Origin of the sequence: Nocardia sp. CA-136227, assembly GCF_050955695.1 — a bacterium.
Classification (GTDB): Bacteria; Actinomycetota; Actinomycetes; order Mycobacteriales; family Mycobacteriaceae; genus Nocardia.
In genome coordinates this window covers 5,400,979-5,418,914 of the sequence record NZ_CP192081.1, presented here as the reverse complement: position 1 = coordinate 5,418,914, position 17,936 = coordinate 5,400,979, and the positions used below count along the sequence as shown (strand labels likewise).

Sequence of the window (17,936 nt, the reverse complement as noted above, 5' to 3'; positions counted from 1 at the left end):
TTCGTGCGATACATAGATTCTGCGCTTTCGCCCTGTCCCTGCCCAGAAGCGAAGGTCATCAGAGCGGTATCCCCGCCGCTACAATGGCCATTACATCCGTCGTCACGGACAGGTAGACAGCTCTTGGGCAGGCCGTGTTCTGGGGGCGAATCGATGACGCAGACGAGTAGTCCATCGCAACAGAGTCCGGTCACCGTGCTGCTTGGCGGTGACGTGATGCTCGGTCGCGGCGTCGATCAGATCCTGCCGCATCCGGGTGATCCGCTCTTGCACGAATCGTGGGTCGAGGACGCCCGTCGCTACGTCGAGTTGGCCGAGAAGGCGAACGGGCCGATACCGTACCCGGTCGACTTCGACTGGCCGTGGGGCGACGTCGGGCCGATGCTCGACCAACTGGCGCCCGACGTCCGGCTGATAAACCTCGAAACCTCGATCACCAGCGACGGCGTATTCGCGCCCGCCAAGGGCATCCATTATCGGATGAACCCCGCCAATATCGCGACGCTGAAAGCGTTTCGGCCCGACACGTGCGCGTTGGCCAACAATCACATCCTCGACTTCGGAAACCGTGGTCTGCTCGACACGCTCGACGCGCTCGACGCGGCGGGCATCCGCGCGGCCGGGGCGGGAGCGAGCATCGACGCGGCATGCCGCCCGCAGGTAGTGGAGCCGGCCGGGCGGCGGGTGGTTATCGTCTCGGTCGCCAGCACCAGCAGCGGCGTCCCGCGGGCGTGGGCCGCGCGGCACGATCGGCCGGGAGTGTGGCTGTTCGGTGATCCGGCGGGCCGTGATGTCGCCGACCATGTCGCGGCGCAAGCGGTCGCGTACAAGTGTCCCGGCGATATTCTGATCGTGTCCGTGCATTGGGGCCCGAACTGGGGCTACGGGATCGGGCGGAGCGAAATCCAGTTCGCCCACCGGCTCATCGACGCCGGCGTCGACATCGTGCACGGGCATTCATCCCACCATCCTCGCCCTGTCGAGATCTACCATGGCCAACCGATCTTCTATGGCTGTGGTGATGTCATCGACGACTACGAAGGCATCTCCGGATATGGGTCCTACCGTCCCGAACTGCGGCTGCTATTCCTGGTTTCGGTCGAGCCCGGCGGGCAGCCGACCGGAATTCGGATGTTGCCCATGCGGATTCGCCGCATGCGGCTCGAACCTGCATCCCGGGCCGATGCCGATTGGCTGGTCAAAACGCTCACTCGCATCAGCCGCCGGTTCCACACCCATATCGACCGCGGAGCTGATGACCTGCTCGAGATCCGCCTGGCCACCAAATAGCCACCCGTAGCGGATCCACGCGGCTCTGCTATCGGGCTGTGGCGGCTGCTTCAGGCACGTGGGATTTGAAGAGCTGATGATTGTATTGTCAAGGCATACAACTTAATTCAGCTATCCGATTTCTACGGTCGGGGCGCGGCCGCAAGGCTGCGCCGAATTTCGCTATCGGTGATCGATGGTGCGGCGGCCGATGGCGGCGCTCAGTGCGTCCAACTCCGCGAGTACATCGGTTGCGGCCCAGACGCGGTTGCGTTGACTGTCGGAGAGGAGCTCGAGGATCCCGGCGTCGGTCAAGCGTCCCAGAGTGCGGTAGGTGCTTGTATCGGTGGTGCCTGTGATCCGTTGTGCGGCGTCGGCGTTGAAGATCGGGGTTTCGAGGAGCGCGGCGAGGATGGTCTCGTCGGCGGAGTTGGCTCTCGGGCGTGTGATGTCTCGCCACCGTCTGGGCAGGTCGGCGAGAGCCATGGCGGAGTCCTGGGCGGCTTCGCTGGCGTGGATCGCGCCCACTGCCAGATACTCGACGAACGCGTTGGCGTCGCCATCGCGAAATCGATTGAGGCGCATGAAGTATCGGCTTGTGTCGGCCAGCATGACCGAGGCGAGCGGGACCGTGACACGGCGGGTGAGGCCGCGGCGGCGCAGGACAGCACTGATCAGGGCCCGTCCGATGCGTCCGTTCCCATCGGTGAACGCGTGGATGGACTCGAACTGTGCGTGTGCGATGGCGGCTTGGGCGAGGATCGGCAGATCGTCGCGGTTGACGAAGTCGAGTAGGTCGGCGATCAATTCGGGCACCAGGTCCGGGGGTGGTGGGACGTGTGCGGCGTTGATCGGTGTGTAATCGCCGCCGCCAACCCAGTTTTGAACGTCTCGCAGTTGGCCGGAATCCCGGGCGGTGTAATAGTCGGTCGCCATCAACAACCGATGGGCGTGGAGCAGGTCTTCGAGTCCGATCTCGCCCGAGCCGGCTGCGTCGACCATGGCGATCAGGGCCTTGACAGCGGCCAGTTGGGATTTCGCTTCGTCGCTGGCCTTGCCGCCGGCGACAGCTTTGCCGAAGGCCCGCCAGCCCGCATCGATGTGTTCGATCTTCGAGGAGGCGACGGACTCGCTGCGGCGTAGGAAGTCGGCCAACGGTGCCAGATGCTCGCCGAATCCGGCTTCGAGTCGAGCGATCGCGATCAACGCCGCCTCGTGTGCACGGGCAACGGGCCCGGTCGGGTCGTAGTCGAGCTGGCCGATCCGGGGAGGAATCGTGACAGCGATCCGATCGAGGGTTCGGTCCGCCTTCGAACCTTGGCGGCGGCGCGAGGTCCAGACCCCGTCACAAGCATGAGTGACTATCGGGTCGACCTCCCCGGCTGGCAGCTGGGGACCGCACCCGGGTTGTCGACGAGCTTGTTGCCGCGCCGCCCGGCATCCCCGGTCTGCGCACCCTGACCAGCTACGATCCTGGCTCAATCGAGCATTGTTGACCCCGGACAGGAATGTATTCGATGAGCGCACCGCGAAGTTCGCTCGCCGCTGCGGTATTCGCCGCGGTGTTGGCCGGGTCGATCCACGTCGGGTCGGCGCCTCTTGTGCAGGCCGCACCCACGTGCGATCGGGTCCCGACGGGGGTCGAGGCATCCGACTACACACTGGATTTCACGATGCCGCCGCACCTGATGCCGGATGCGATGTTCGACGGCCGTCCTGCCACGATCCGAGTGCATCGCGTGACGCCGGCCTATGCGCACGGCAGGTGCCCAGGTGTGCAGACTACGGCGATGGTGCTCGTGCACGGTCGCTCGATCCCCGGGTCGTCCACCTTCGACCTGCGTCATCCGACCTCGCAAGACCCCGGTGGTGGGGCGTTCAGCCTTCAGGAAGCCCTCGCTCGGTCCGGGATCGACACCTTCGCGCCCGACCTGCTCGGCTACGGCAAATCGACCCGATTCCCCGATGGCCTCGACGATCCTGCCAACGCCAGTCTTCCGGCGTACGGTGCCGACAACAGCTGTGCGACACCGGAAGTCGGGTGCGACCGGACCCGGAATGCGGCCATCTTCCCGCTCAACCAGCAGGCCCGCTATCTCGGCGACGGCAAGAATCCGCCGATCGATGGGCTCGGCGTGAATCCGCTGCACGGCGAAATGCGCAAGCACACCAGCGGCCACTACTTCGCTACCACCGACGTCTGGGCGCGCGACATCCTGCAGGTAATCGACGACGCCATCGCCAAGGCTCGGCCGCGGGCGGACAAAGTCGCCGTGCTGGGCTACTCGCTCGGTGGGGCGCGCGTGGCTCGTGCGTTGTACCGGCTCGGGGAACACGCCAACCGCAAGGTCAGTCGAATCCTGTTGGTGGCATCGGTTTTCAACCGCCTGCCCGGTGTGCCCGGCGACGTCAACCTCCCCACCGAGGAAGCCGACCTGCCCGAGTTGGAGCGGTCCACGTCTTTCCCGCTCGCGATCGGTCGCACGGGCGGCTGGGACGGTGTACCGCCGGATCGTGAATCCGTCTGCACCGGCCGCGTGCCGGTCGGCGGACCACAGGATCTGCAACGGCAGGTGCTCGACCTCGATCCGCTCGGCAAGTCCTGGGGCGGTAGCGATCCCGCCCATCCGAGCGGGGTGTACCGGCTGCCGACGTTCACCAACTACGGCTGGAATCCCACCGTCGCGGCCACCTTCACGGTGCCGACGCTGATCCTGCAAGGCTCGGACGACCTGACCAACCCACCGGCCAACGCCGACAACATCTTCGACTCGCTCACCGGCGTCGCGAACAAAGTGATGGTGAAGATCGAATGCGGCGGACATTTCATGCACAGCGAGGGTTGTGCCGACGCCCGCTGCGACGACCACAATGATGCGACCATCCCGTATGGGCAAACCGCGCAGACTTGGCTCGGCCCTCACAGCACCGTCGCGGCAGCACTGACCGAATGGGTCGAACACGGCACCTTCGATGGCAAGGAATGCGGCCGATTCGCCGTCAACGCAAGCGGAATCGCTGCCCAAGGGACCACGACAGGCTGTCCGGCGTGACGGCTTCGCGCTAGCGGTTGCCCAGGGGACAACTCGATTCGGCTACAGCTTCTCGAGTTCGCCGACCAGGGTGATGATCAGCGACGTGGGTTGATCCGGATTCGGTGCAAACACGCGCGCCGTCGGTGTTTGCCCGGCCCCGTAGTGCAGCGACACCGGGGTGGTGAGGTAACCGAGGTCGGGGTGGAACTTGGTCACGAAGTACGACACCCCCGCACCCTCGAGGACAATGACGTCGGAGACCTGGCCGAGTTGTGCGGAAACGCTGGTGAGATGCAATCGCTTCCCGGCGGGAACCGTTGGAAACGTGAACTGGCATTGTGATCCGGGGCAGGTCGACGAATCGGCGACGGACACCTCTGCCTGATAGGGCTCGATCGAGCTTGCCATCTGCGAGATCCTCACTGTGCGATCGACGGTGGTCGATATCCGACCTCGGCAATGGCTTGTGGGAGCGGCCAACGAGTAAATGATACGACCGCGCCACCCGGACATGTCTCGAATACGCCGTGCGCGGCAATCCTCGGCGAGGTCACAACCTGGCTGCCGAGTAAAGCCCCTTGGCTCTGGGGTCATGGCCGGTGAGGCCGTTCGATTGCCGCTAAATAGCCATCGGCTATTGCTCTGGTGATCGGGAGGGGGCACTGTGAAGTGTGCCGGTGGCGCCGCCGGGCGCTGCCTCTGTGGAGAAAGGAGGTGGGTCGTGTACGCACGGTCTACCACGCTTCAGGCGCAATTATCTGCTTTGGAATCCGGGATCGCGCATGTGCGGGACGAGGTCATGCCGGGGATTGAGGGGATTCCCGGGTGTGTCGGGCTTTCGTTGCTGGTCGATCGGCATACGGGCCGGTGCATTGTGACGAGTTCGTGGGAAACCGAGGAGGCGATGCGGGCGAGTGCTGGGCCGGTGATGGCGATTCGCGATCGGGCGGCGGCGGTATTCGGTGGGAGTCCGATGGTCGAGGAATGGGAGATCGCGGTCATGCATCGGGCGCATATGACGCCGGAGGGTGCGTGTGCGCGGGTTACCTGGGTGAAGACTGATCCCAGCAGGATCGACAGTGCGATCGACGTGTATCGGGGGCATACGTTGCCCGGTATGGAGCAGCAGCTCGATGGATTTTGCAGTGCGAGCCTGATGGTGAACAGGGCGTCGGGGCGTGCTGTCTCGTGCAGTGTGTACGACAGTGCCGAGGCGATGGAGCGCAATCGGATGGCGTCGGCCGCGTTGCGGGTGGATGCCGCTCGGCAGGCGCGCGTCGAGGCTGTCGACGTTCGCGAATTCGAGCTGGCCTTGGCTCATTTGCGGGTTCCCGAACTGGTTTGACCTCGGGCTCGAGTTGGCGGAACGGCTCATTCATCGAGGCACGGCCGCAGGGTGCGGCCGTGCCTCGGTCGGCTGGTGGCGAGTCGGGCATTGATGCTTCGGCCGCAGGGGTGGGTTGCGTAGTGGAACACCGGTCGGTCGGAATTGTTTGGCTCCGTTGATGATTCGCGTGGGGTTCGCGGAAATCTGTCGGCGGGATGCTCTAACGTAGCGCGGTACCTGTTCGCCACGACCGTGGAGCGTTATGGCTGCCCCCTCCGACCTTCATTCCCTTGCGGTGCTCGGCGCGGCCGGGGAACGGATGGTCATCTGGCATGTGAATGTGGGCGCGGCGGTGGGGGAGTCGCGGCTATCGGGCGCTTGGGTGCTGGATCGGTCGTGTGTGGCGGAGATCGAGAGTCTCACGAGCGGATATCCCGTCGCGATGGCGAAGGGCAGCGACCCGGATGCCGTAAACGTGCGGATTGTCGATATCGACGCGACCGTTGAAACCGTTCGTGCGGCAGTCGAATCCGCGGATGCGCGATTCACCGAGCATCAGGACGCGGGTGGAAAGCTGACCCGGCCGCAGTGGCCGGTGATCGCGGCGGCCGGTGGTGTGCCGTTGACGCGGTACCAGGTCGACGTGGTGGACGACCACATTCGGCCGGTGCTCACTCTCGCGCGGGAGGTCGCGGAATTGGCCGATGCCTGGGCGGCATTCGAGTCGCTGCGGCTGGCTCGGTCGTTCCTGGTCGAGCTCGGCGGGCCCGAGGCGCGGTCGCTGCCGCTCGCGGTGCGGTGAGCATGGCGGGACTTTCGTTCGCCGCCATCGATGTCGAGACCGCCAACTCCTCACGGGGCAGTATCTGCGCTGTGGGAGTCACCGTCGTGCGGGACGGTCGTCGCGCCGAGGACGCGTCGTGGCTGTGCCGGCCGCCCGCGGGGCTCGACTTCTTCAACTGGCACAACATTCGCGTGCACGGGATCTCGGCGGCGATGGTCGCCGACAAGCCGGAGTTCGCGCACCGGTGGCCAGAGGTGGTGAGCCTCATCGGCGACCTGCCCGTCATCGCGCACAATGCGGGGTTCGACAGCGGTGCGATCCGGGAAGCCTGCGCCCACAGCGGTATTCACCCGCCCAGCTGGACCTACAGCTGCAGCCTCGCCCTGGCCCGCCGCCACCTCGCTCTCGACAGCTATCGACTGCCGCACGTCGCCGACGCCCTGGGCATCGACTTCACCAACCACCACGATGCGGCAGCAGACGCCGCCGCGGCCGCCGACATCGTGATCGCCCTGGCAAATCGGGCGGGCACCGATTCCCTCGCGGCTCTCGAACGCATGGTCGTCGACCGGCCGCTGCGGACGGAACGGAAACCTCGGCCCCTGCGGACCGAGCCCGTCGCCGCCGAGCGTGGGCCTCGCCGATCCTGGTTCGCCCGTGAGGAACTGGTGCTGCCTACTGTCACCGGCACCGACCCATCCCACCCGCTGTACGGCGAGACCATCGTCTTCACCGGCGATCTCGCGGCCATGACACGCCAGCAAGCTTGGGACGCCATCGCCGCGTGCGGGGCGACTCCCGCCCGCAACGTCACCAGGCGTACGACCGGGCTCGTGATCGGTGACGGCTTCCGCGGCGCTGATGTGTCCGCGTTCACGACGAGCAAGGCGCGGCGGGTCGCCGAACTGCGGATACGAGGGCAGCGGATCGAGGTCATGGATGAGGCGGCGTTCGCCGCGAGCCTCGGCGCGCGGTCCGGCCCGGCAGCGGCGGCAATCTTCGAACCCCCGGCGGTGGTCGCGATCGGGTCCGAGTCGCTGACCGGTGGTGATCCGGCGTTGCAGGCGGTCGGTTCCGATGTCACCCGGCTATCGGCAGACGGATAAACTGCCACGGTGACCGACGAGAAACTGCTGCAGGGACCCATTCACGCCGTCCATGTCGAGCTGGGCGCCACCTTCGCTCCGTTCGGGGGGTGGGAGATGCCGGTTTCGTACGCGGGGACGGTCGGTGAGCACACCGCCGTGCGGACCACGGTCGGACTGTTCGATGTCAGTCATCTGGGCAAGGCGACGGTCAAGGGCGCGGGAGCGGCGGCCTTCGTGAACTCGGCGCTGACCAATGACCTGAACCGGATTCGGCCCGGCAAGGCGCAGTACACGCTGTGCTGCACGCCCGAGGGCGGCGTGATCGACGACCTCATCGCCTACTACGTGAGCGACGACGAGATCTTCCTGGTGCCCAATGCCGCGAACACCGCTGCCGTGGTGGCCGAGATGCAGAAGGTCGCGCCCGAGGGGATCACCGTTACCGACGAGCACCGCGGGTACGCCGTGTTCGCGGTGCAAGGGCCGCGGTCGGCGGAGGTGCTGGCCAAGCTGGGGCTGCCCACCGACATGGAGTACATGGCCTACGAGGACGCCGAGTGGGACGGTCGCCCGATTCGGGTGTGCCGCACCGGGTACACCGGTGAGCACGGCTACGAGCTGCTGCCCAAGTGGGACGACGCCGAGGCCGTGTTCCGGGCGCTGACCAGCGAGGTGCAGGCGGCCGGTGGCCAGCCCGCCGGACTGGGCGCGCGTGACACGCTGCGCACCGAGATGGGTTACCCGCTGCACGGACACGAACTGTCCGTGGACATTTCGCCGCTGCAGGCGCGCACCGGCTGGGCCGTTGGCTGGAAGAAGCCGGAATTCTGGGGCAAGGAAGCCCTCGACGCCGAGAAGGCCGCCGGTCCGCGCCGAACCCTGCTGGGGCTCAAGGCGATCGACAAGGGCGTGCTGCGCCAGGGCCAGGCTGTGATGCGCGGTGACGAGCAGGTCGGCGAAACCACCTCCGGCACCTTCTCACCCACCCTCAAGGTCGGCATCGCGCTGGCGCTGCTCGACACCGCCGCGGGCCTCGAGCCCGGCGACCAGGTCGAGGTCGACGTGCGCGGCCGCCGCCTCCGCTGCGAGGTCATCCGCCCGCCGTTCGTCGAAACCCGCACTGCCTGACGGAGCTTCGCTCGCAACGATGAACGCCGCAGTCGAGACGACCGACTGTGGCGTTCATCGTTCGGTGTCCAGGTGAACTCAGCCGCACCAGGTGCCGACGACCTCGTTGTCCTGCTTGCAGTCGGCGAGGGCCAGGCCTGCCGGGCGGAGGGTGGTGTACATCTGGCGGAGGGTGTCGTCGGTGACCGCGCCGTCGACGTTCTGGTCGGCGTAGATGACCATGACCACGGACTGGCCCTTGTTGCCGGGGACGGCGATGGTGTGGACGACTGAGACAGCGGGGTGGGAGCAGTCGTTCGGGCCGGGGTTGGCGAGGGTGGCGGTTATGTGGGCGGCGGGTTTGCCTTGGATGGTGAGGGTTTCGGCGGGGGAGAGGGTGTAGGTGGAGTTGGGGCGGTCGTCGTTGGAGGCCACGACCTTGGCCCAGCTGCCGGCGATGTCTTTGGCGGCGGCCGCGGGGTCGCCCAGTTTGGAGCCGGTCACGCCTGCGAGAGCCTTGGTGTGATGGCCGTCGCAGGACTTGGGTTGCCATTCGGCGGCGCCACTCATGACCACGTGGCCGCCGCCACCCTCGTAGCCGACGATGGTGGTCGGGGTGGGGACGGTCCAGTCCGCCGGTGCGTCGTAGGCGGCGTTGCGGTTGATGGAGTAGGCGGTCTGCCAGCCGGGGGTCAGGGCGGCGATCTGCTGTTTCGGGACGCCGGTCGTGGTGGTGGTCGTCGGCGCGGTGGTGTGGGTGGCGGTGTCCTGGGGGCCGTAGTCGTCCGCGGGGAGAGCCGTTCCGGGGATGGTGTGGGCGGGGACGAGGGCCGCGGCGGCGAGGATGGCGACCAGGCCCAGCGCGCTCACGGCGATCAATGCGATGACCAGGGGACGGTTCGAACGGGGCGGCTGCGCTGGCGGAGGCTCCGGATACACGTCGTCCACCCTATCCAGCGGCCGGGACGACGGCGGGATGCTGAACGGTCCGCAAGGGTAGCCCGAACCGGCGTGTCGCGGGCGGCGAATTAGACTCCCGGTCATGACACTTGCCGCGCAGTTCACCCGTGTCCCGCATCCCGCGCCCGTTCCGGCGCAGCGGCGGCAGGAGATTCTCGCGGAGCCCGGGTTCGGGCGGTACTTCACCGATCACATGGTGTCGCTGGATTATGTGGACGGACAGTGGACCAACGGCCGCGTCGAGCCCTACGGGCCGATGGCCATGGACCCGGCCACCATGGTGTTCCACTACGGCCAGGCCATCTTCGAGGGTCTCAAGGCGTACCGGCAGGCCGACGGCTCCATCGCGACCTTCCGCGTCGACGCCAACGCCGCGCGTTTCCGCCGGTCGGCGGCCCGCATGGCGATGGCGCAGCTGCCCGAGGAGCTGTTCGTCGAGTCGATCCGCCAGCTGCTCGAGGTCGACGGCGACTGGGTGCCCGCCGCGGGCGGCGAGGACGCGCTGTACCTGCGGCCGTTCATGTTCTCCACCGAGGTCGGCCTGGGCGTGAAGCCCGCCTCCGCCTACAAGTACCTGCTGCTCGGCGGCCCGGCCGGCGCGTACTTCCCGCGCGGGCTGAAGCCGGTCAAGGTGTGGCTGTCCACAGAGTTCGTGCGCGCCGCTCCCGGCGGCACCGGCGAGGCCAAGGTGGCGGGCAACTACGCCGCCTCGCTGCTCGCCCAGCAGCAGGCCTCGGAGAAGGGCTGCGACCAGGTGGTGTGGCTGGACGCGTGTGAGCACCGCTACGTCGAGGAGATGGGCACCAACAACCTGTTCTTCGTCTTCGGAAGCGGCTCCGACGCGCGGCTGGTGACGCCGGAACTGTCCGGCTCGCTGCTGCCCGGCATCACCCGCGACTCGCTGATCACCCTGGCCGCCGACTCCGGCTACAAGGTGGAGGAGCGCAAGATCTCCGTGGAGGAATGGCGCAAGGGCGTCGAATCCGGTGAGATCACCGAGGTTTTCGGCTGCGGCACCGCGGCCGTCGTCATCCCGGTCGGTTCGGTCCGCTCCGCGGAAGGCGAATTCACCATCGGCACCGGCGAACCCGGTGAGGTCACCATGGCCCTGCGCGACACGCTGACCGGCATCCAGCGCGGCACCTTCGCCGACAGCCACGGCTGGCTACGCACCTTGGCATAGCCTCCCGCAAGCGAAACACGACCGCCCCGAAAGAGTTTCGGGGCGGTCGTGCTGTATCGAGAGGTGGTCGGCCGCGGCCGCCGGACGAACGCGACCGGGCCGCCAGCAGCCCGGCAGCCGATGCGCTCGTTCTCGCGATCGGGCTGCTGCGAGCGCCTCGGCGGGATGTCGTCAGCTGGGCATGAACATGTGCCACTGTTCGAGGGTCTGGGGGCGCATGACGTAGTTGTGGTCGCGGATGTGGGACAGCGACGCGCTGGGCTCCTCCGAGTACCAGTGGCCCGGGAAGACCGTCGGGTTGGACTTCAGGTCCGCAAGGTAGCGGAGGCTGCGGAACATGGCGTCGGAGTCGCCGCCCGGGAAGTCGGTGCGGCCGCAGCCGTCGACGAAGAGGGTGTCACCGGCGATGAGGCGGTCCTCGAAGAGGAAGCACTGGCTGCCGGGAGTGTGGCCCGGGGTATGCAGGAGTTCGATCTGGAAGCCGCCGACCGCGACCTTGTCGCCGTGCGAGTGACCGGTGAGCTCGGAGGGGGCGATGCCGGTGACATTGGCCACCCACGGCAGTTCCTCGGCATTGACGTGGACCGCCACGTCGGTCTTCTCCAGGAGTTCCTTCACGCCGCGCAGCGTGAAGCCCATCATCGAGCCGCCGACGTGGTCGGGGTGGTGGTGGGTGGCCAGGACTCCGGTGAGCCGCATGTCGTCCGCCTCGGCGATCTCCACCAGCTGGGCCGCCTCGTAAGCGGGGTCGACGACCACGCATTCGCCGGTATCCCGATCACCGATCAGGTAGGCGAAGTTGCGCATCTGGGTGGCGATCGGGTCGCCCACGGCCCAGTCGCGGCCGGAGAGCAACTGGCGGAAGTACAGACGGTCGTCGGAGGACATGCCTCACAGCGTATTGCGGGCGATGCATTCGTCCGAACCCGGACCGGCAACGGGAGGGCGGCGATTCGGAGCGCGGCGGCCGGTCGTACGAGAAAGCCGCACGCTGATCGGATCAGCGTGCGGCTGTCGGCGGCGCGGTGGCCGTCAGCGCAGGATCGGCTCGATCTCGTTCGCGGCCTCGGCGCCGTAGGCCTCGCGCAGGCGCTTCATCGCCACGTCGTGGTCCAGGGTCCAGTCCTGCGGCCCAACGGTTTCCAGCACGTGCACCGCGACCAGCGAACCCAGCTGGGCCGAGCGCTCCAGCGACAGGCCCGCGGAACGGCCGGTCAGGAAGCCCGCGCGGAAGCCGTCGCCGACGCCGGTCGGGTCCTCCTTGGCCATGTCGGGGACCACGTCCACGAACAGCTCGGAGCCGTCGCGGTCGACGATCTTGGCGCCCTTCGAGCCGAGGGTGGTGATGCGGATGCCCACGCGCTCAGCGACTTCGGCTTCGGACAGGCCGGTCTTCTGGAGCAGGATGCCCCACTCGTACTCGTTGGTGAACAGGTAGTCGGCGCCGTCGATCAGGCGCTGGATGGTCTCGCCGTCGAGGAAGGCCAGCTGCTGGGAGGGGTCGGCGGCGAAGGGGATTCCGGCGGCGCGGCACTGATCGGTGTGGGTCAGCATGGCTTCCGGATCGTCGGCGCCGATCAGCACCAGCTCCAGTTCGCGGCCGGCGGCCAGCTCGGTGATGTCGATCTCGCGGGCCTCGGCCATCGCGCCGGGGTAGAAGGACGCGATCTGCGCCATGGTCTCGTCGGTGGTGCAGACGAAGCGCGCGGTGTGCGCGGTCGTGGACACCCGGACCGCGGAGCAGTCGACGCCGTTGTCCTCCAGCCACTTCCGGTAGTCGCCCCAGTCCTGGCCGACCGCGCCGACCAGCAGCGGGGTGCGGCCCAGCACGCCCATGGCGTAGCTGATGTTGCCGGCGACGCCGCCCTTGCGGATCACCAGATCGTCGACGAGGAAGCTGAGCGAAACATGCTGCAGCTGATCGGCCAGCAGCACATCGGAGAACTTGCCCGGAAAGCGCATGAGGTGATCGGTCGCGATGGACGCGGACACGGCGATGGTCACGGGTGGATCCTTCGAGTGGGGGAGGCGGCCGACAGTGGTCCGCACCTACGAAAATAACCGGACACGCGACAGCGCGGAACATCCTGGAAGATGTTCCGCGCTGCGCGGTGCTAACTCGGGAGCTAGCTCAGTTGAAGCTGTCGCCGCAGGCACAGGAGCCGGTGGCGTTCGGGTTGTCGATGGTGAAACCCTGCTTCTCGATGGTGTCGACGAAGTCGATCGAGGCGCCCTGGATGTAGGGGGCGCTCATGCGGTCGACCGCGAGCTTCACGCCGTTGAACTCCACGACCAGGTCGCCGTCGAGGGTGCGGTCGTCGAAGAAGAGCTGGTAGCGCAGGCCCGCGCAGCCACCGGGCTGAACCGCGATGCGAAGGGCGAGGTCGTCGCGGCCTTCCTGGTCCAGCAGCGCCTTCGCCTTGAGGGCGGCGGCCTCGGTCAGAGTCGCACCATGGGTGGTGGTCTCGTTCTCAACAGTCATGAACTCTCCTAAGGGACCCATTTGTGGTGGCGTGTGGGCCAGCCCGTGAGGGTATGGCTCGAAGCCTGTCAACACCCGTCGGCGGGCGACTATTCCCTATCCTACGCGGCGCTTATCCAGCGGAACGGTCAGGCTGCGTCGTCGCTGACAAATAGCTCCGGGGGTGTGCCGAGGTGACAAGTGATTTCGGGTGGCGAGGGTAACTCGCCGGGGACGTCCAGAATCGGGTTGGCTCTCGACCGCCGGCCCGCATGCAGGTCGGCAAACGGCTCTCAGCTGGGCGCTGAAGTTTCGGAGAGGCGGGATTGTTAGCCTGGTCGGCGTGAAGTTCCTGCGCCGTGGCGAGTCCACCCCCACCTCCGACAGCACCAGCACCGACGCCGGTGCCGCGGTGGCGGACACGACCGTCACCCTGGGTAAAGGGCGTCCGACCCCGTCGCGCCGCGAGGCGCAGGGTCGCCGCCGCGGTCCGGTCGCGCCCGCGCCCAAGACCGCCAAGGAGGCCCGGGCCCGCCGCAAGGCGCTGCGCGGCACCAAGGAGGAGCGCAAGGCGTCCTCGGCCGAGCGTCGCGCCGACGTCAACAACCGCCGCGCCCGCATGCTCGCCGGTGACGAGCAGTACCTGCTCCCGCGCGACAAGGGCCCGGTCAAGAAGTACGTGCGCGACATCGTCGACGCCCGCCGCAACCTGCTCGGCTTGTTCATGCCGCTGGCGCTGGTGCTGATCCTGAGCATGATCCTCTCGCCCGCGCTGCAGGCGATCGTGACGCTGGCCATGCTGGTGATGATGCTGTTCATGATCATCGAGGGCGTGGTGCTCGGTCGGATCGTGAGCAACCGGGTCCGGGAGCGCTTCCCGGACAGCACCGATTCCGCGTTCTCGCTGGGCTGGTACGCCTTCGTGCGCGCCTCGCAGGTGCGGCGCATGCGCGCGCCGAAGCCGCAGGTGAGCCCGGGCGACGCGATCTAGCGATCAGTTCTGCTCTCGGTAGGCCGAGAGCGCCCGCAATTCCAGGGCGACGCGGGCGTGGTCCCGATCGACCACGTTCGTCGAGCCCGCGAGCTCCCAGGTGTTGTCGCGGTGCAGCGGGACCGCGCGGCCGGCCGCGGCGAACAGGGCGGTGATCCGGCGGACGGCGAGGCCGGCGCGGGAGGTGGCGGTCGCGGAGCGGTAGTGGCCGTGTCCGGAGGTGATGGCGGTCATGCGCGGGCCTCTTCCTCGTCGAGGTGTGCGGTGGTCTCTGCGGCCATGAGGCCGAAGGTCAGGGTGCCGAGCGCGGTGATCGCGGTTCCGGCTGCGACGATTGCGGACAGTGCATCCATGGCAGTAAGTTTTCAGTAGGGAACTTTCGGCCAACAGTGGCTGTTCTGACATAGTTCGCAAATATCCGGCCAGATGGGATCGCGACATGCTCTCCAAGGTCGCCGTCGTACTCAACGACAACCTCGCCATGTTCGAATTCGGCGTGGTCTGTGAGGTTTTCGGGCTCGACCGGACCGCGCAGGGCCTGCCCCTCTTCGACTTCCGGGTCTGCGGGCTCGAACCGGGGAAACCGCTGAAGTCCAGCTCGCCGGGCATCCACGTCACGCCCGATTACGGGCTCGAGGAACTGCGCGACGCGGATCTGGTTGCCATTCCGGCCTTTCCGATCCGCGACGGCAAGGCGAAGATCGACGCGCGGGTCATCGACGCCGTGCGCGACGCCGCCGCGGCCGGGGCCACCGTGCTGACCGTGTGCTCGGGCGCGTTCCTGGCGGGCGCGGCCGGACTGCTCGACGGGCGCAAATGCACCACCCACTGGGGTTACGTCGACCTGCTGGCCGAACAGTTCCCACTCGCCACCGTCGACCCGGACGTGCTGTTCGTCGACGAGGGCAATCTCATCACCAGCGCGGGCACCGCGGCCGGCATCGACGCCTGCCTGCACCTGGTGCGCCGCGAGCTGGGCAGCAGCGTCGCCAATGCTATCGCCCGGCGCATGGTGGTTCCGCCGCAGCGCGACGGCGGACAGCGGCAGTTCATCGAGCGGCCGGTCGTGGCCTGCGAATCCGAGGGGCTCAGCGAGACGCTGCATTGGATGGGCGAGCATCTGGACCTGCCGCATTCGGTGGAGTCACTGGCGGCGCGCAGTTCCATGTCGACGCGCACTTTCGCACGGCGCTTCGCCGCCGAGACCGGGACCACGCCGGTGAAATGGCTGACCGGGCAGCGGGTACTGCTGGCCAAACAGCTGCTGGAGGACACCGACCTGGACCTCGAATCGCTGTCCCACCGTTGCGGATTCGGGTCGGGGGCGCTGTTGCGGCACCACTTCCAGCGGTTGGTGGGGATCGCGCCCGTGGAGTACCGGCGGCGATTCGGATCCAGGGTCTCCTGAGCGGGCTCGGGCCGTTACGATGCGCACTCATGCGGTGGGCAGTGATGATCGCGGCGGTGCCGCTGGCGGTGGCGGCGGTTTCGGCGACGGCGGGATGCACGGATCCGCGCACCGCGGTGGGGGAGTGCATCGTCGGCGGTGCGACGAGTAACCACGACAAGCTGGTGGCCTGCTCCAAGCAGCACGACGGCAAGATCATCGCCAGCGTGGCGCACGGCTCGGACTGCCCGCAGGGGACCGATTGGTCGTACACGGCCAAGGACCTGAAGGTGCAGTGCGTGCACAACGAGAAGAACCACTGACTCCCGCACCCGGGATGGCCGTGCCTACTCGGCCGGAGCACGGGCACAGTTGATACCGTGCTGACGTGTCGCACAGTGCTCAGACAACCGATCGGCCGCTGCGGACCCTGGTGCTCGGTGGCGCCCGGTCCGGCAAGTCGGCCTTCGCGGAACAGCTCGTCGCGTCGGAGGCGGTGCGGTACGTGGCCACCGCCGCGGTCGACCCCGCCGACGCCGACTTCGCCGAACGCATTGCGGCGCACCGGGCCCGGCGGCCCGCGAGCTGGACCATCGTGGAGGGCGATCCGATCGCCGCGCTGGGCGAGCCCACCGCCGCCACCCTCGTCGACGACCTCGGCACCTGGCTGACCGGGCGCATCGACGCCCGCGCCGCCTGGGAATCGCCGCGCGGCACCGTCGGGCCGGACATCGACGCGCTCGTCGCCGCCGTCTCCGGCTACGCGCAGCGGTTGATCATCGTCAGCCCCGAGGTGGGGCTCGGCGTCATTCCCGCCACCGCCTCCGGGCGGCTGTTCCGTGACGAGATCGGAACGCTGAACCAGCGCCTCGCCGAGGTGTGCGACGAGGTCTTCCTCGTGGTCGCGGGGCAGCCGGTGCGGGTCAAGCCCGACCGGGCGGTCGTGTCCGGCGCCGCGCTGTCGGATGCGGCCGGTGCGGATTCATCGCTCACGGTGGCGACTTCGATCGATGCCTCCGATGGCGGAGCGGATCAGGTTGCGGTGGCGTCGGTTTCGGCGGCCGCCGTGGCGCAGGCCGCCACCGACGGCGGATCGGGCCGACCGGACGGCTCGGGTGCCGACGTCGAAAGTGGAACCGCCGGTGCCGAACTCGGCTCGGCGACCGCCGATTCCGCGGCCGCCGCCGGGGTGGGCGTCGCGTCCGCCGACGGCGAGACGGGTGGAGAGTCGCTGGCTGACGGCGCGCAGAGTGCCCCAGTGCTCACCAAGCCCGCCCGCATCTCGTTCGGTCCTGTGACCGGACCGGATCCGCTGGTGTGGGCCGCCGCCGAGGAGCGGCAGGCGCAATTGACCAAGCCCGCAGGGGCATTGGGCCGACTGGAGAAGCTGGCCAACTGGGTCGCCGCGTGCCAGGGCGTGTGCCCGCCCAAGCAGTTCGAGCGGGCCCGCGTCGTGGTGTTCGCCGGGGATCACGGGGTGGCGCAGCACGGCGTGTCCGCGTATCCGAGCGAGGTGACCGGGCAGATGGTCGCCAACTTCCTGCACGGCGGCGCGGCCGTGAATGTGCTGGCGCGCTTGGCCGATGCCAGCGTGCGCGTGGCCGACATCGCCGTCGACGGCGACACCGCGCCGGAGATCTCGCGACACAAGGTGCGGCGCTCCAGCGGCTCGATCGACCGCGAGGACGCGCTGACCGAGGCCGAGGTGCAGGCGGCGCTCGCGGCCGGCGCGAGCATCGCCGACGAGGAAATCGATTCCGGCGCCGACCTTCTCATCGCCGGCGACATGGGTATCGGCAACACCACGCCCGCCACCGTGCTGATCGCGGCCATCACCGACACCGAGCCGGTGGTGGCGGTCGGCCGCGGCACCGGCGTCGACGACGCGGGCTGGATCCGCAAGACCGCCGCCATCCGCGACGCCATGTGGCGTGCCCGCCCCGTCCTCAAGGACCCGGTCGCCCTGCTGCGCACCGCCTCCGGCGCGGATCTGACCGCCATGGCGGGCTTCCTGGCCCGTGCCGCGGCCCGTCGCACCCCGGTCATCCTCGACGGCGTCGTGGTGACCGCCGCCGCCCTGGTCGCCGACCAGCTCGCCCCCGGCGCCCGCGCCTGGTGGATCGCGGGCCACCGCTCCAGCGAGCCGTCCCACACCATCGCCCTGAAGCGTCTCGACCTCGAGCCGCTCGTCGACATGAACATGCGCCTGGGCGAAGGCTCCGGCGCGGTGGCCGCCCTCCCGCTGCTGCGCGCCGCCGTCGCCACCCTCGGCGAGATGGCCACCTTCGCCGAAGCCGGAGTCAGCACCGCCGACGCCGACGCGGAAGCCGCTGAGGCCTGATCG

The 17,936-nt window shown here is 68.1% G+C and carries 19 protein-coding genes; 11 read left to right on the top strand and 8 right to left on the bottom strand.

Going from position 1 to position 17,936, the window contains the following annotated elements; translation table 11 throughout:
- Positions 1-153 precede the first annotated feature (153 nt).
- Complete coding sequence (locus ACQP06_RS25140; protein WP_433666904.1) at positions 154-1,290, top strand: CapA family protein; 1,137 nt, start codon at positions 154-156, stop codon at positions 1,288-1,290.
- Between the two features lie 162 nt (positions 1,291-1,452).
- Here the strand turns inward: ACQP06_RS25140 and ACQP06_RS25135 are convergent, their stop codons facing one another.
- A complete protein-coding gene (locus tag ACQP06_RS25135; RefSeq protein WP_433673428.1) occupies positions 1,453-2,634 on the bottom strand; it encodes a Fic family protein in 1,182 nt (393 codons plus the stop codon).
- Between the two features lie 152 nt (positions 2,635-2,786).
- Here ACQP06_RS25135 and ACQP06_RS25130 point away from each other — a divergent pair, with 152 nt between their 5' ends.
- A complete protein-coding gene (locus ACQP06_RS25130) occupies positions 2,787-4,322 on the top strand; it encodes an alpha/beta fold hydrolase (RefSeq protein WP_433666903.1) in 1,536 nt (511 codons plus the stop codon).
- 42 nt (positions 4,323-4,364) lie between these two features.
- Here the strand turns inward: ACQP06_RS25130 and ACQP06_RS25125 are convergent, their stop codons facing one another.
- A complete protein-coding gene (locus ACQP06_RS25125) occupies positions 4,365-4,712 on the bottom strand; it encodes a hypothetical protein (RefSeq protein ID WP_433666902.1) in 348 nt (115 codons plus the stop codon).
- Positions 4,713-5,025: 313 nt separating this feature from the next.
- Here ACQP06_RS25125 and ACQP06_RS25120 point away from each other — a divergent pair, with 313 nt between their 5' ends.
- The 4 genes from ACQP06_RS25120 to gcvT all read left to right on the top strand — a co-directional run bounded on the left by ACQP06_RS25120 (position 5,026) and on the right by gcvT (position 8,631).
- Positions 5,026-5,649, top strand: a complete 624-nt coding sequence (locus tag ACQP06_RS25120) for a hypothetical protein (protein ID WP_433666901.1) — start codon at positions 5,026-5,028, stop codon at positions 5,647-5,649.
- A gap of 244 nt (positions 5,650-5,893) precedes the next feature.
- Positions 5,894-6,433, top strand: coding sequence for a hypothetical protein (locus ACQP06_RS25115; RefSeq protein ID WP_433666900.1), 540 nt, complete (start codon positions 5,894-5,896; stop codon positions 6,431-6,433).
- A gap of 2 nt (positions 6,434-6,435) precedes the next feature.
- A complete protein-coding gene (locus tag ACQP06_RS25110; RefSeq protein WP_433666899.1) occupies positions 6,436-7,521 on the top strand; it encodes an exonuclease domain-containing protein in 1,086 nt (361 codons plus the stop codon).
- A 9-nt stretch (positions 7,522-7,530) separates the two neighbouring features.
- Positions 7,531-8,631, top strand: a complete 1,101-nt coding sequence (gene gcvT, locus ACQP06_RS25105; protein ID WP_433666898.1) for a glycine cleavage system aminomethyltransferase GcvT — start codon at positions 7,531-7,533, stop codon at positions 8,629-8,631.
- 78 nt (positions 8,632-8,709) lie between these two features.
- Here gcvT and ACQP06_RS25100 read toward each other — a convergent pair whose 3' ends face one another.
- The gene (locus tag ACQP06_RS25100) at positions 8,710-9,480 is read right to left on the bottom strand and encodes a hypothetical protein (RefSeq protein WP_433666897.1); all 771 of its coding nucleotides are present in this window, start codon (positions 9,478-9,480) and stop codon (positions 8,710-8,712) included.
- A 172-nt stretch (positions 9,481-9,652) separates the two neighbouring features.
- Between ACQP06_RS25100 and ACQP06_RS25095 the strand changes: the two genes are divergently transcribed.
- A complete protein-coding gene (locus tag ACQP06_RS25095; RefSeq protein ID WP_433666896.1) occupies positions 9,653-10,753 on the top strand; it encodes a branched-chain amino acid aminotransferase in 1,101 nt (366 codons plus the stop codon).
- 171 nt (positions 10,754-10,924) lie between these two features.
- Here ACQP06_RS25095 and ACQP06_RS25090 read toward each other — a convergent pair whose 3' ends face one another.
- From ACQP06_RS25090 to ACQP06_RS25080, 3 genes are all read right to left on the bottom strand, one after another.
- Positions 10,925-11,641 carry an MBL fold metallo-hydrolase gene (locus tag ACQP06_RS25090; RefSeq protein ID WP_433666895.1) on the bottom strand — a complete coding sequence of 239 codons (717 nt, stop codon included), beginning with the start codon at positions 11,639-11,641 and terminating at the stop codon, positions 10,925-10,927.
- Between the two features lie 144 nt (positions 11,642-11,785).
- Positions 11,786-12,757 (bottom strand): carbohydrate kinase family protein, encoded by a 972-nt coding sequence (locus ACQP06_RS25085; protein ID WP_433666894.1) that lies wholly within the window; start codon positions 12,755-12,757, stop codon positions 11,786-11,788.
- Between the two features lie 127 nt (positions 12,758-12,884).
- Positions 12,885-13,235 (bottom strand): HesB/IscA family protein, encoded by a 351-nt coding sequence (locus ACQP06_RS25080; RefSeq protein WP_040815950.1) that lies wholly within the window; start codon positions 13,233-13,235, stop codon positions 12,885-12,887.
- A gap of 322 nt (positions 13,236-13,557) precedes the next feature.
- Here ACQP06_RS25080 and ACQP06_RS25075 point away from each other — a divergent pair, with 322 nt between their 5' ends.
- Positions 13,558-14,205: a DUF3043 domain-containing protein gene (locus tag ACQP06_RS25075; protein ID WP_433666893.1), complete on the top strand. Its 648-nt coding sequence runs from the start codon at positions 13,558-13,560 to the stop codon at positions 14,203-14,205.
- Positions 14,206-14,208: 3 nt separating this feature from the next.
- On the opposite strand, the gene ACQP06_RS25070 is transcribed toward ACQP06_RS25075, so the two are convergent.
- Together ACQP06_RS25070 and ACQP06_RS25065 are read right to left on the bottom strand one after the other, a co-directional pair.
- Positions 14,209-14,439, bottom strand: a complete 231-nt coding sequence (locus ACQP06_RS25070) for a hypothetical protein (protein WP_433666892.1) — start codon at positions 14,437-14,439, stop codon at positions 14,209-14,211.
- Entirely contained in the window at positions 14,436-14,558 is a 123-nt protein-coding gene (locus tag ACQP06_RS25065) for a hypothetical protein (RefSeq protein WP_433666891.1), read from the bottom strand. The genes ACQP06_RS25070 and ACQP06_RS25065 overlap by 4 nt, the downstream gene beginning before the upstream one ends.
- Before the next feature lie 86 nt (positions 14,559-14,644).
- Here ACQP06_RS25065 and ACQP06_RS25060 point away from each other — a divergent pair, with 86 nt between their 5' ends.
- The 3 genes from ACQP06_RS25060 (at position 14,645) to cobT (ending at position 17,933) form a co-directional block, all read left to right on the top strand.
- Complete coding sequence (locus ACQP06_RS25060; protein ID WP_433666890.1) at positions 14,645-15,613, top strand: helix-turn-helix domain-containing protein; 969 nt, start codon at positions 14,645-14,647, stop codon at positions 15,611-15,613.
- 29 nt (positions 15,614-15,642) lie between these two features.
- The gene (locus tag ACQP06_RS25055; protein WP_433666889.1) at positions 15,643-15,915 is read left to right on the top strand and encodes a hypothetical protein; all 273 of its coding nucleotides are present in this window, start codon (positions 15,643-15,645) and stop codon (positions 15,913-15,915) included.
- A gap of 65 nt (positions 15,916-15,980) precedes the next feature.
- A complete protein-coding gene (cobT, locus tag ACQP06_RS25050; protein WP_433666888.1) occupies positions 15,981-17,933 on the top strand; it encodes a nicotinate-nucleotide--dimethylbenzimidazole phosphoribosyltransferase in 1,953 nt (650 codons plus the stop codon).
- Positions 17,934-17,936 lie beyond the last annotated feature (3 nt).